Origin of the sequence: Kaistia defluvii (genome assembly GCF_040548815.1) — a bacterium.
GTDB classification, from domain to species: Bacteria; Pseudomonadota; Alphaproteobacteria; order Rhizobiales; family Kaistiaceae; genus Kaistia; species Kaistia defluvii_A.
Genome location: NZ_JBEPSM010000001.1, coordinates 1,335,810 through 1,349,108, shown reverse-complemented (window position 1 = coordinate 1,349,108; position 13,299 = coordinate 1,335,810). Strand labels below are relative to the sequence as shown.

Annotated in this window: 11 protein-coding genes; 3 read left to right on the top strand and 8 right to left on the bottom strand. The window is 65.8% G+C overall.

The features are described from left to right. Positions 1–21: 21 nt before the first annotated feature. From ABIE08_RS06330 to mtnB, 3 genes are all read right to left on the bottom strand, one after another. Positions 22–1,059: a LacI family DNA-binding transcriptional regulator gene (locus ABIE08_RS06330; RefSeq protein ID WP_354549555.1), complete on the bottom strand. Its 1,038-nt coding sequence runs from the start codon at positions 1,057–1,059 to the stop codon at positions 22–24. 499 nt (positions 1,060–1,558) lie between these two features. Further along, positions 1,559–2,116, bottom strand: coding sequence for a 1,2-dihydroxy-3-keto-5-methylthiopentene dioxygenase (locus ABIE08_RS06325; RefSeq protein ID WP_354549553.1), 558 nt, complete (start codon positions 2,114–2,116; stop codon positions 1,559–1,561). Beyond that, positions 2,113–2,781: a methylthioribulose 1-phosphate dehydratase gene (gene mtnB, locus ABIE08_RS06320; RefSeq protein ID WP_354549551.1), complete on the bottom strand. Its 669-nt coding sequence runs from the start codon at positions 2,779–2,781 to the stop codon at positions 2,113–2,115. Before mtnB ends, ABIE08_RS06325 begins: the two co-directional genes overlap by 4 nt. Positions 2,782–3,032: 251 nt before the next feature. On the opposite strand from mtnB, the gene ABIE08_RS06315 reads away from it, so the two are divergent. From ABIE08_RS06315 to mtnK, 3 genes are all read left to right on the top strand, one after another. After that, entirely contained in the window at positions 3,033–4,082 is a 1,050-nt protein-coding gene (locus ABIE08_RS06315; RefSeq protein ID WP_354549550.1) for a substrate-binding domain-containing protein, read from the top strand. An 18-nt stretch (positions 4,083–4,100) separates the two neighbouring features. Beyond that, positions 4,101–4,943: a hypothetical protein gene (locus tag ABIE08_RS06310; protein ID WP_354549548.1), complete on the top strand. Its 843-nt coding sequence runs from the start codon at positions 4,101–4,103 to the stop codon at positions 4,941–4,943. 91 nt (positions 4,944–5,034) lie between these two features. Next, positions 5,035–6,297: an S-methyl-5-thioribose kinase gene (gene mtnK, locus ABIE08_RS06305; protein WP_354549546.1), complete on the top strand. Its 1,263-nt coding sequence runs from the start codon at positions 5,035–5,037 to the stop codon at positions 6,295–6,297. A gap of 185 nt (positions 6,298–6,482) precedes the next feature. On the opposite strand, the gene ABIE08_RS06300 is transcribed toward mtnK, so the two are convergent. From ABIE08_RS06300 to ABIE08_RS06280, 5 genes are all read right to left on the bottom strand, one after another. Beyond that, entirely contained in the window at positions 6,483–7,433 is a 951-nt protein-coding gene (locus tag ABIE08_RS06300; protein WP_354549544.1) for a glycosyltransferase family 8 protein, read from the bottom strand. A 184-nt stretch (positions 7,434–7,617) separates the two neighbouring features. Next, a complete protein-coding gene (locus tag ABIE08_RS06295; protein WP_354549542.1) occupies positions 7,618–8,634 on the bottom strand; it encodes an ABC transporter permease in 1,017 nt (338 codons plus the stop codon). Continuing rightward, a complete protein-coding gene (locus ABIE08_RS06290) occupies positions 8,631–10,178 on the bottom strand; it encodes a sugar ABC transporter ATP-binding protein (protein ID WP_354549541.1) in 1,548 nt (515 codons plus the stop codon). The genes ABIE08_RS06295 and ABIE08_RS06290 overlap by 4 nt, the downstream gene beginning before the upstream one ends. A 164-nt stretch (positions 10,179–10,342) precedes the next feature. Next, entirely contained in the window at positions 10,343–11,596 is a 1,254-nt protein-coding gene (locus tag ABIE08_RS06285; protein WP_354549539.1) for an LVIVD repeat-containing protein, read from the bottom strand. A 397-nt stretch (positions 11,597–11,993) separates the two neighbouring features. After that, positions 11,994–13,034 carry a substrate-binding domain-containing protein gene (locus ABIE08_RS06280; RefSeq protein WP_354549537.1) on the bottom strand — a complete coding sequence of 347 codons (1,041 nt, stop codon included), beginning with the start codon at positions 13,032–13,034 and terminating at the stop codon, positions 11,994–11,996. Positions 13,035–13,299: the final 265 nt, after the last annotated feature.

Here is a 13,299-nt window from a genome sequence, read left to right as displayed (position 1 = left end):
TCTTCCCCTTTGGTGCCGCCCTCAACGGTGGAGCGGCTTGACGGAACTGCGGATGATCAGTTCGACGGGAAGCAGTTCGGTGACCGGCGCCAGGCTATCGCCCTTGATCAGGGAGAACACCCGTTCGACAGCGCGCCGGCCCAGCGCGGCGACGGGCTGGCGGATGGCCGTCAGCGGCGGATCGAAAAGTTCCAGCGGACCGACATCGTCGAAGGCGACGACGGAGATATCCGCGCCGACCTTCACACCCTGCTGTTTAAACACCGTGAGCAGGCCGAGGACAATCTCGTCGCTGGCAACGAAGATGGCGGTGGGGCGAGGCTCGAGCGCGAGAAGCTGGTTCGCCGCGTTCCGGCCATGCTCCGAGGAATAGGGGCCCTGCAACTCCGCCACGACCGTGACCGAGCCATTCGCCTTGGCGATGGCGCGGCGGAAGCCGCCGAGACGGCCCCGGCTGCTGGAAAGCCCGGCAGGTCCCCCGACATAGGCGATCCGGCGATGACCATTCTCGATCAGGTGCGAGCCCGCGAGAAATCCGCCCTGGTCGCTGTCGGCCATGATCGTCGGCGCGGTCGCCCCATCGATGTCGTCATCGACGAGCACGACGGTATCGGAACCCTTCAGCGCGAGGGCGAGGGCGGGGTCATCGCCATTGTTGGTGACGAAGAGCAGCCCGTCGACATGGCGCCCCGACAGGCGACCGAGATAGTCGATCTCGCGATCGGTGCGGCTGAGGGTAGGGCAGAGCAGGAGGCCGAGCCCGAATTCGGCAGCCGCGCGTTCAACCCCCGCCGCGAGATGGGCGAAATACGGATTGGCAATATCGGGAATCACGAGCCCGATCGTCTCCGAGCGGCCGAGGCTCAGGCTGCGGGCATGCGGGTTTGGCTGGTAGCGCAGCTCCCGGATCGCGGCGTCGATGCGGTCGGTCGTCGCCCTCGGCAGCTTGATGGAGTGGTTGAGATAGCGCGAGACCGCCGCCACGGAGAGGCCGCAGGCTGCCGCGACATCCTTGAGCGTCGCGTTCCTTCGCGCAGGTTCGTCCTGCTTCCCGGTCATCTTGCCCCCTGGCGGCTACCGAAACGGCCCAGCATGTCTCGCCAGATTGTCATGGCGCCTGACGGGAGCATGACTAGTGACGGCGCCTGTCAGTCATTGACTGTAACGCTTCCAAGTTGCATTGGCCAATCGTTCCAACGGCAGTGTTGCTGCGGCACAATGCAAGCCTGGCCAGGCGCGCCGAAGCGACCGTCCAGGCGCCGCTGCAACGCGCGGTAGTCCTTGCAAGTCCCTCCGCCACGTCGCTGCGTGACGCTGGATCTCATTGCGGTTTCGGAATTTTTACGAAGGCGACCGTTCAATCTGAGGCGATGGGGTTGGTCGAGCCCGTGGAGCGCGCCAGCCTGCTGGTGGCAGGCCTGCGGAACGACATGGCCGAGATGGCGGAGTTCCGAAGTGACGCCGGCCCTTGGACTAGCCGGAGCCGGCATGGCGGTCGATTCGCCATGGGCGAGAAAGCCCTCTCCCGGCGGCCGGGAGAGGGTTGGGTGCGGGGCTGTCAGGCCGCGACGGATTCGCCGAAAGCGGGGATCGTCGAAGCGATCTTGTCGCCCGTGAAGTTGGCGACCCAGCCATCCGGCGAGATGAACAGGCGGATGCAGGTGAAATTCGGCTCCGGGCCCATGTCGAACCAGTGCAGCGTGCCGGCCGGGACCGACAGCAGGTCGTCACGGGTGCAGACGACGCGATAGACCTTGTCGCCCAGATGCAGGTAGAACGCGCCCGAGCCTTCGACGAAGAAGCGGACCTCGTCCTCGTCATGCGTGTGCTCGTCGAGGAACTTGGTGCGGATCGCCTGCTTGTTCGGATTGTCCGGCGTGATGCGCATCACGTCGATCGTCTGGTAGCCCTCGGCGGCGGAAAGCCGGTCGACCTCGGCCTTGTAGGCGGCGAGGATGTCTTCATGGCTGGCATTGGCGGCGAGCTCGGCGCCGGCCTTCCAGCGCTCGAACAGAACGCCGACCTTGTTCAGCGCGGCCGCGATCTCGGCCGGGTCGGACGTGACGAGGTCGGGATTGGCCGGATCCTTGTCCGGGTAGATCGTCAGTGTGGTCATGGCGTGAACCTCCTGTAGGAAAGCTCGAATTCGAACAGCGTTTCGAGCGCTTCGAGATGGCGGGCGGCCTCCGCTTCGGTGGCGCCCCATGCATAGAGTCCGTGTCCGGCGAGAAGATAGCCGGGCGCGACGATGGCGTCACCGCCGGGCTCGGCCAGGCGGGCGTCGACCCGGCCCGACAGGGCAGAAATGTCCTGGTCGTTGGCGAAGACGGGAATTTCGACGATCGCCTCATGCGTGCGCACGCCGGAAAGCGCTTTCTGCAGTTCCCAGCCGGTCAGCAGCAGCCTGCCTTCGGGCGCAGCGAGACGGGAGAGCACGGTCGCGGCGGGACTGTGGACATGAAAGATCGCGCCGAGGTCCGGGCGCTGGCGATAAAGTGCGGTGTGCAGCTCCGCCTCGGCCGAGGATCCCGGCAGCAGGGGCACGGCCAGCGGCTGGATCAGGATATCGGCCAGCTGGAGATTGCCCTTGTCGACGCCGGAACGCGTGATCGCGATCGTGTCGGCATCGATGCGGACGGAGAAATTGCCGGAGGTCGCCGGCACCCAATGGCGAAACGCCGCGGCGCGGCCGGCGGCGATGACGCCCGCGACGGCTTTGGCCAGGGCGCTCTCGTCGCTGGCGGACCCGCATTCGGTCTTCAAGGAAATCGTCTGCGCCAACCACGCTACTCCGTCAGAAAAAGGCGATGCCGGCATGGGGTCTTCACCCGGCCGGCCGCCACCATACTAGCTAAAACGCGCGCGCAAGGATGGGGTAGATCAAATTTCCCATTCCGGCTCGAATAAAGAGAAAATCCTTCGTTCCTCGCCCGTCAGCGGTCGCGCTATCAGAATTATATTGCAACATCGCCAGCAGGTGGCGCGCGTTGCCGGGTCAAAGCCGTCCGGAAGGACGCGAGGGAGAGACAAGTATGAAGCGTTTCGCAATCGGCCTCGCCGGAGCGGCTCTCATGGCCACCAGCCTGCTGGGCGCGCCGGCCTATGGCCAGGGCATCGCCGGGGCCCCCGCTCCCTTCGACAAGGGTGGCGTCAAGGTGGCGCTGGTGACCTTCATCTCGGCCGGCGACTTCTTCCAGGCCTACCAGGCCGGTGCGCAGAAGCAGGCCAAGGCGCTCGGCATCGACCTGCAGATCTTCTCCGGTCGCCAGGACGCCGCCGCCCAGCGCGAGCAGGTCGAACAGGCGATCAATCTCGGCGTCCAGGGCATCATCATCGACCATGGCCAGCCTGAAGCGCTGAAGGACGTCGCGCAGAAGGCCCTCGACGCCGGCATCAAGGTCGTCGCCTTCGACGTCGATCTCGGCAATCCGGCCATCCCGCAGGTCGAGCAGTCCGACCATGAGCTGGCCAAGGCCGCGCTCGGCCAGGCGATCGCCGACAACGGCACCGCCTTCAACGCCGGCTATGTCTATGTCGCCGGCTTCGCGCCGCTCGATCGCCGCAACGAGATCTGGGAAGAAACCAAGAAGGCCAATGCCGGCATCGTCGAGAAGGCGCGCTGGGGCGCGGTGAACGACACCACCGCCTCGTCGACCGCCGACCAGACCAAGGCCGCTTTCCAGGCCAATCCCGACATCACCGTCGTCTTCGCGCCCTATGACGAATTCGCCCGCGGCGTGAAGCTCGCCACCGACGAACTCGGCATCTCCGACAAGGTGAAGATCTATTCGGCCGATGTCTCCACTGCCGACATCACCGAGATCGCCGCCGAGGGCAGCCCGTGGGTCGCCACCGCCGCCACCAACCCGGCCGTTGTCGGCGAAGTTTCGGTGCGCGCCGTCGCCAAGTTGATCGCGGGTGAAGATCCTGGCCACAACATCATTGTGAAGCCGGTCCTGATCACGCAAAAGGATCTGCGCGACAATGCCATCAAGACGGTCGAGGATCTCGACGCCAAGCTGCCGGCTTTCGGCAAGAGCGACGCGGCGAGCGCCAGCTGGATCCCCGTCGCGACACAGTAGACGAATGGAAACAGACCTATGAACCTGCCCATGCGCAGCAAGTTCGGCAAGGCGGCCCTCGGGGCCGCTTTTGTCGTGATGGCGGCCACGGCCGCTCAGGCGGCCGAGCCCGTCCTGATCTCCTATGAGGCGGCGCCTTCCTCCGGCTTCGAATTGCCGAAGCTGGACCAGGCGACCTATGCGGTGCGCGCGGCCTTCGCGCTCCAGGCGCTGACCGACATCGTCCCGAAGATCGCCGCCGCAGCCGGAGTTCCGGTTTCGAAGATGGTGAGCGAGGTGACCCCCGGCGGCTACCTGCTCAAGACCAATGCCTCGCTGCAGACCATGGCCGACCTCGACGACGAGGCTGCCGATCGCTTCGCCGCCAGCCTCGGCTATGTCTTCCGCCAGTACAGCGTGCTGATCTCGCGGCTCGACGATCCGAGCGGCCAGACCGATTTCGTCAAGGTCACGTTCCCGCGCGACAAGCTCGACTCGGCCGTGGCGCAGGCTTTCTTCGAGAAGGCGGCGTCGGTCGACAAGGGTCTCGGCGGCGGCTACACGGCGTTTGGCGACGACCAGATCTTCCTGAACGTCACGGATTCTGCCGGCAAGCCCTATAGCGGCCTCGACCATGCGGCGTTTCTCGCGGGCCTCGAAAAGGCCGCGGCCGAGTTCGAGCCGGTGAAGCCCACCGTCTCCAACAATGGCAAGGCGGTTGCCCGGTTCGTCGAGAATGACTGGGCTGCCAAGCCGGCCGGCGAGGACTATATCGCCCGTCTCGGCGGCGCCGGATCCGATCTGGTCAAGAAGCTCGACGCGATCGAGGCGGACTATGCCGCCCTGGTCGGCGCGGCTGCCACCCGCTACGGCTGGAAATAGGCTTTCTGCCAACGCTTTCCCGGGAGAACGGGCCGCGCCCGCTCTCCCGGTTTCGTCTCATGCTTCACGTCGCGCTTTCTGAGCAGGTTCCATGTCGCTTCCCACGCCCGCCGGCTACTATGCCCTCGACAATCATTCGGTCCGCACGTTCCTGAACGATCTGCCGGAGATGCGCGCCAAGCTCGGTGGCGCACCGGAGAGTTGGGCGGTCGAGGAAGTCGGCGACGGCAATCTGAACCTCGTCTTCCTGGTCGACGGGCCGGATGGCTCGGTCTGCGTGAAGCAGTCGCTTCCCTATGTGCGCGCGGCGGGCGAAAGCTGGCCGCTGCCGCTCGACCGGGCGTTTTTCGAGCAGTCCTATTACCGGGCGGTCGGGGCGCATGTCGAAGGCCTGGCGCCGCGCTTCTACCACTACCAGCCCGAGCTCTACGCCTTCGTGATGGAGCGCCTGTCGCCGCATATCATCCTGCGGCGCGGCCTGATCGAAGGGCGGCGCTATCCCCACGTCGCTCAACATGTCGGCGAGTTCGCCGCGCGCTCGACCTTCGCGACCTCCGATATCGGCGCGACGATCGAGGAGAAGGCGGAATGGACGGCGAGCTTCGCCAAAAACACGTCGCTGATCCGCATCACCGCCGAGGTCGTTTTCTCCGACCCGCTCAGCGAATCTCCGCGCAATCGCTGGACTCGCCCGGAACTGGATGGCCTGGCGCGCGCGTTCCGCTCCGATTCCGCGTTGAAGGGGGCCGTCGCCGATTTCGGCTGGCGCTTCCTGACCACTGGCCAGGCGCTGATCCATGGCGATCTGCACACCGGCTCGGTGATGGTGACCGAGACCGATACCAAGGTCATGGACCCGGAATTCTCCTTCGTCGGGCCGATCGGCTATGACGTCGGCGCCTTCCTAGCCAATCTGGTGATGAACTACCTGGCGCAGCCCGGCCATGCGACCGCCGCCGATGACCGCCGCGAACAGGCCGACTGGGTGCTCGACCAGGTGCCGGTTTTCTGGAACACGTTCAAGACGCGCTTCCTGGCGCTCTGGGAAACCAGCGCCCGCGGCGACGCCTATCCCGCGACGATGTTCGCCCATCCGGCCGATCAGGCCGTGCTGGCGGCCCGGCGCGAAGCCTTCCTCGATGGCGTGTTCGCCGATGCCGTCGGCTATGCCGCGGTCAAGACGATCCGCCGGATCCTCGGCTTCGCGCACAATATCGATTTCGAATGGATCGCCGACCCGGCCCGCCGCGCGCCGCTGGAAAACAAGGCGGCGCAGCTCGCCCGCAAATTCCTGCTGGAGCCCCACAGCTTCCGCACGCCGGAGGATATCGTCGCGGGCGCGAAGGCGATCTGACGGTCTTGCCGGTAATTCTAAAAGCGATGCCGATAGCCCACTCGGGCCGCGGTGGCCACCTACCTCTCCCTCAGGGAGAGGTGAAGGAAGGTAATTCAGACCACGTCAGCGAGGAGGTTTAAACTGCCTCCACTCTTCAATCACGTAATACGGACAGACACTGAGGCGGACCGCGTTTCGCCGCTTCAGTCCGAGCAGGGGCGGGGCTCGCGGGGGGATTCGTTTCCTTGCGAGGCCCTCGCCATGATCTCGCGCACATGCGGCGTCGTGAACTGGGACCGGGCGCGGGCGGTGTAATAGACGATCTTCCAGTGCTTCGGGCGCAGCGAAAGCAGGCCGACGACCGTGCGGCGCGCCTTGGTGAATTCGGGAAGGTCGCGCGGGCGCGGAAAATCGGAGCCGGAGAGCTTGCGATAGGCCTCGTAGATCGCCGCCAGCGGCGCGCGCCGCTTCTGCCAGGGCTTGTTGTTTCCCGTGTAGTGGACGATCGCCGGAATGATGCCGGGGATGGCCTTATAGTTCCACGAGAAGAAATTCCAGCGGCGGTCCAGGAACTTCACTCTTCCCTGAACCACGGCGTTGATCGCCGACTGGTCCGGGAAGATCAGCTCGGTGTTGGCGAGGAGGTACTCGACAACCTTCTGGGCGGTGTTTTCCTTGCGCCACTGGGCAAGGTCGAACACCAGAACGCCCGAGTTGATGTACCGGTCATTGCCGATCTTCACATGGTCGAGTTCGCTCTGGTGCACGCTGCCGTCCAGCACCCCGGCCAGCAGGTTGCCGTCCAGCGGCATCGACCAGAGCTCGGACAGATCCGAGATGACGGTCGCATCCGCGTCGATATAGATGGCCCGGTCATGCTGCGGCAGCAATTGCGGGATCAGGAGCCGGGCATACATGGCCGACGTCCAGTAGGGGTTCTTCGGCAGGCTGGCGAGATGCGACTTGTCGGCCAGCAGGATCTGCGAACGGATGTTGTTCCGGCTGGAGAAGCGCGCGATCAGGTCGATGCTCGCCGCGCTCAGCCCGGCATCGATGATGTAGAATTCGGCGTCCTTGTTATGAAAGAGCGTCGAATAGAGAAGGTTGAGCAGTCCGGGGACGAAATTGTCGTCACTCGCGCTGACGATGATCATCGACTCAGACCCTATCCCTGACCGCACCTGCCCGGCGCCACCGTAACGCGGCGCGGTCACACGGACGGCATCCAATCCGCAACCGGCAGGCCGCAATGCCGCTAACCCGCCGTTCGGATTTTGCATAGCGGAACAAGGCGGCCGGGGCCAGCGGGCTTCGTCCCGCCGGCGCGCGAAGCGACCTCTAGCGCTTCTTCTTCCCCAGTCCAAATGTCAGCGCCAGCGCGCCGACGAGCACGACGCCCTTGACGAAGTCCTGCGTGTAATATGGGGCGTTGAGCATCGTCAGACCGTTCAGCAGCACGCCGACGAAGATCGCGCCGAGCACGGTTCCGAGCACATGCGGGCGGCGCTTGTCGAGCACGGCGAAGCCGATCAGCGAGGCGGCGACCGCATCCAGCAGCAGCGAATTGCCGGCCGAGACGTCGCCGCGGCCGACGCGCGAGGCGACGATCAGGCCGCCCAGCGAGGCGAGCGTGCCGGAAAGCACATAGGCCCAGAGCCGATAGGCCTTGGTCGGCGCGCCGGCGAGATGGGCTGCCGTCTCGTTGCCGCCGATCGCGTAAAACACCCGGCCCCAGCGCGTCCGTTCCATCAGGAACCAGGCAAGGATGGCGACGATGCCCATGACGATGACCGGATAGGGCACGGTATCGAACAGGCGCCCGCGCCCGAGGACCAGGAAGGCCGGATCATAGGCGCCGGCCGCCGTGGTGCCGTTCGGCAGCATCATGCCTGCGGTGATCGAGCGGCCGCCGGTCGGGATCAGCTGCAGGCCGGCAAGCAGGAACATGGTCGAGAGCGTCGCCAGCAGGTCCGGCACGCCGACGCGCACGATCAGCAGGCCGTTCACGAGCCCGATGAAGGCGCCCATCAGCAGCACGAGGCCGAGCGTCTCGAAGGCGTTCATCTGCAGCACGACCATGGCGTAGCTCGCCGCCATCACCGAGGAAGCGGCGACGCTGCCGACGGAGAGGTCGAAGCCGCCGGCCGACATGGTGATCGAGACGCCGACGCCGAGGATGGCGACGACGGAGACCGCCTGCAGGATGGAGAACAGATTGGCCGAGTTGATGAAGGCGGGCTGGGCCGACCAGAACCCGACCAGCATCACCGCCAGCAGCACGAACAGCGCATATTTGCGGGCGGTCTCGGCAAAGGTCGAAGCCGGCTTCGACGATGCGGTGGCGTGATCCGTCATGGTGTTTGTCCTGTGCCGGCAGCTCGGGTCTCGATGCTCTCCACGCTGCCGATGACGGCGGCGAGCGATTCATGACTACCGTCGGCCTCGTAGAGGGAATGGTCGCGCATGACGAGGATGCGGTCGGCAACCTCGAGCGCTTCTTCGGTGTCGCTGGTGGCGATCAGCGTCGCCGAGCCGGACTGGCTGTTGCGGATCGCGGCGATCAGGTCGGTGCGGGCGCCGACATCGACGCCCTGGAAAGGTTCGTCGAGCAGCAGCAGCCGGCAGGGCGCCGCCTGCCAGCGCGCTAGGACGACCTTCTGCTGGTTGCCGCCCGAAAGCTGGTCGAGCGTATCGTCGGGGCCGCGCGCCTTGATGCCAAGGCGGCCAATGGCGTCGCTCGCGACCAGGCGTTCGCGTGTCTCGCGCAGCAGGCCCAGCGGGAACCAGCGCGGCAGATGCGGCAGGGCGATGGTACCGGCAATCGAGGCGCCGGGAATTTCCGGCGGCAGCAGCGACGACGCCCAGCGATCCTCGGCCACCATGAACACGCCATTCTCGATCGAGCGGGCAGGGCCGTTCGAGAGCCACGGCTTGCCGTCGAGCGTGAATTCGCCTTCGGCCAGTTGCTCCAGTCCGAAAAGCGCGCGCAGCAGGCGGCTCTTGCCCGAGCCGAGCGTGCCGGTGATGGCCACGACTTCGCCGGAGCGGAGGTCGAGATCGAACGGCCTTGCGCCGGGGATGAGGCGCGCCCGCTTGACGGAGGCGAGGATCGGCGCGTTCGAGACCGTGCCGTCATGCAGGGCGGCGTCGAGCGTGCGGCCGATCATGGCGGCGACGGCGGCGGAAAAGTCGATCGGCTTGGCGAAGGAGGCGACCACCTTGCCGCCGCGCAGCACGACGGCGCGATCGGCGATCGCGGCGAGGTCGCCGGTGCGATGCGAAATATAGAGGATGGCGATGCCGCTCGCCTTCAGCCGCCGCAGCACGGAGAACAACCGCTCGGCCTCGGTCGAGGACAGGCTGGAGGTCGGCTCGTCGAGGATCAGCACGGAGGTCTTGGCCGCGACGGCGCGGGCAATGGCGATCAGCTGCCGCTCCGCCGGGCGCAGGTCGGCAAAGTCGCGGTCGAGCGGCAGGTCGAGATCGATCAGCGCGGCGATCTCGGCGGCCCGCTTGCGGGTCGAGCGCGGCGAGACGAAGAAGCTGCCGGTGCCACAAAGCTCGTTCAGCGTCAGGTTCTCGGCAACCGTCAGTCCCGCAGCGCCCGCCTGATCGGTCGCCTGGTGCACGGTGGCGATGCCGGCCGCCTGCGCTTCGCCGGGCGAGGCGAAGGAGACTTGATTGCCGTTCAGCAGGATCGTGCCGCCATCGGCGGAGATCGAGCCGGAGAGGATCTTGACCAGCGTCGACTTGCCGGCGCCGTTGGCCCCCATCAGCGCGACGATCTCGCCGGCCTCGACGATGAGATCGGCGCCCGCAAGCGCCCGCGTCGGGCCGAACGACTTTTCCAGTCCCGTGACGGAGACGGCGATTTTCTTGGGCGGAGAAGAGGTGGACAAGGTGTCAGAGGCCTCCGGGCAGGGCCCGCTTCTTTACCTCTCCCTGAGGGAGAGGTCGGCCCGAAGGGCCGGGTGAGGGTTTACGGTGTTTCCGGTGAGGCCGTAAACCCTCACCCGCCGGCTTCGTCGTCAACTTCTCCCGTGAGGGGAAAGGTGAGGCGCGCCTAGCCTCCATACTCCATGATCGCCAAGCCGGCATTGTAATCGGTCGAGTAGATAATCCCGTTGGCGTCGACGAAGAGATCGGCTGACTGGATCACGCGCGGGCGATTTCCCCGCTTGTCGACCATGCGCTCCGGCGCCGCCGGCACCAGCGCGCCGGTCTCCTTCGGCTCGAACGGGTTGGAAATATCGAACACCCGTACGCCGGCATTCTGGTAGGTGGCAAAGATCAGCGTGTCGGAGACGAAGCTGCCGGGCCGGTTCTCGTGCAGATTGTGCGGGCCGAAATGGCCGCCCTTGGCCGTGTAGTCGGCCTCGGCCGGCGTCGGCAGCGTGGAAATCGAGATCGGGTTCGCCTTGTCCTTTATGTCGAAGATCCAGGTCCGCTTGCGGCCGTCCTCCTCGTGATCCAGAACAGCCTCATCAGCCACGATCAGCAGGTCGCGCTTCGGCAGGGGCAGGGGCGAATGGGTGCCGCCGCCGAACGGGGGCGACCAGTTCTTGTGCGTGATCAGTTTCGGCGCCGACTTGTCGGCAATGTCGAGTATGGAGAGGCCGCCATCGCGCCAGCAGGCATAGGCGGTGTCGCCGTCGACCAGGCTGTGATGCAGCGCATAGCGCCGACCTTCGCCCCAGCTTGGGCTTTCGCCACCGGCCAGATGCATGCCGGGGATCCACCAGCGGCCGGCTTCGACCGGCCGGGTTGGGTCCTGAAGGTCGACGATCATGAAGATGTAGTCGCTATAGCCGTCGACGAGCGCCGAGACATAGGCGTAGCGGCCGCCGACATACCAGATGCGATGGATGCCGACGCCCTCGACCGGGAAGAAGCCGATCTGGCGCGGTTCTGTCGGCCTGGAAATATCGTAGATCGCCATGCCGGCCGACCAGTTGCGCGATACCTTCGCGCCGCCGGCCGTGCCGACCGTCTCGCCGACCGACTTGGTGTAATAGACCTTCTCGTCGACCGCGAAGGCGGCGTCGGCGAACAGGTCGCGCGCGTGGATGACCAGCAGCAGATCGTCATGCGTCTGCAGGTGGATCGTCCAGGTGTTGGGCGGCGCGGGAATGAAGGTGGTCTCGCCGGGGTTCTTCGGGTCGCGCACGTCGATGATGGAAAAGCCCTGCGACCAGGGATGCGCGACATAGGCGAAGCCGCGATGCACCATGACCTGCAACGCATCCGGCCGCCCGCCCTGGTCGGAATGGCCGATCAGGCGAATGTTCTTGGCATAGTCGGGGGTCGGAAGGGTCATGGTGTCGTCGGCTTTTCGGTTTGTCGATCATGGCGTTGCCGGGCAGGGAGCCCGGCAAGCGTTCTTCACCTCGCCCTGAGGGAGAGGTCGGACCGCAGGTCCGGGTGAGGGTTTACGCCCTCTCCGGATAATTCCCTAAACCCTCACCCGCCGCACTTCGTGCGTCGCCCTCTCCCTTAGGGAGAGGTGAAGGGAAGGCTTTGCTGGGCCCGTTTCTTCTCCCTCGCCCGCTTGCGGGAGAGGGTGGGGTGAGGGGCTGCTGGAAAGGCCCGGGTCATCCGGAATGCATAGCCCTCGCCGTCATCCCCGCGAAAGCGGGGATCCATTCAGCCGGGAACGTCCACGGCTGAATGGATCCCGGGTCAAGCCCGCGATGACGCCAGAGTGTGGTCCGAGGTTACTTCGAGGCCGGGATCCAGTCCTTCTTGGCCGCGTCGCTGTCCTTGAAGGCCGGGAACTTTTCCTGCAGCTCCTCGATCGTCTTGATGTCGTTGTCGACCAGCGTCTGCTTGGTGACGAGGGTCGGCTGGATCAGCACCGAGTGGCCGGGGTCCTGGCCGGCGATCAGCTGGGCCAAAGCGCGCACCGAGACTTCGCCGACGACGGCCGGGTTGGTGGCGGCGGTGGCGACCCAGGGGCTGTTCGGCTCGCGCATGGCCTGGATGTCCGAGGTCGAGATGTCGACGCCGTAGATCTTGACCTTGTCGGCGACGCCGGCCTCGTCGATGGCGAGCTTCACGCCGCGGGCGAACTCGTCCCAGGGGGTGAAGACGACGGAGAGCGTCGGGTTGGCGGCGAGCACGGCCTTGGTCTGGTCGGCGACGGAAGCCGGAACGCTGTCGTTCACGACGCCCCAGGTGGCGACTTCCTTGATGCCCGGATACTTCTTGCCAAAATCCTTCCAGACGGCATAGCGGCGGTCGAGCGGCGCGAAGCCGGAGACGTAGACGGCGCCGCCGTCAAAGGTCTCGCCTTGTTCCTTGACGGCCTGTTCCAGAACGAGGCGCGCCATGTCGGCATCGGACTGCTCGATCTGCGGGATCTTGGCGTTGTCGAGGTTGACGTCATAGGCGACAACCGGGATGCCGGCGTCGAGCGCCGCCTGGGCAACGTCCTTCAGCGCTTCGGGCTGGCCATTGTTGATGACGATGCCCTTCACGCCGAGATTGATCGCCTGCTGGATCAGCTCGCGCTGGGCGTTGATGTCGTTGCGGGCCTGGGAGAGGTTCGCCTCGACGCCGAGCGCATCGGCCTGACGCTTCACGCCGGCTTCGAAAGCCTGCAGCCAGTCGCCCGAGCCCAGGAAGCTGATGACGGCGATCTTGACGCCGCCCTTGTCGAACGGCGCCGGTGCGCCGGCGATGCCTTCGGCGAAGGCGCCCGAGGAGAGCGCGGTGAGGCTCGCAGCGAGTGCGAACGAGAGAAGCTTCTTGCCCATATCCATACCCCGTCAGTTTCTGAACGTCGCTCGCGGTGGCCGAGGCGACCGCGAACGGTCCGCCGGCCGGTCGCCGCAATTCGATGCCAAGCTAGCGTTCCGCCGATGGGCATAAAGAAAAGCGATTTCAATTCAAGCGGGAATCGGGGTCGTTTGTTGCGTCGCCTGGTTTCGGGCGACGCGCCCTGGGAAGCGGCGGCTGAAGCAACATCGATATTAGTGGAATCGGCCTCTCACCTCCCTCAGGGAGAGGTGAAGAAAGCGC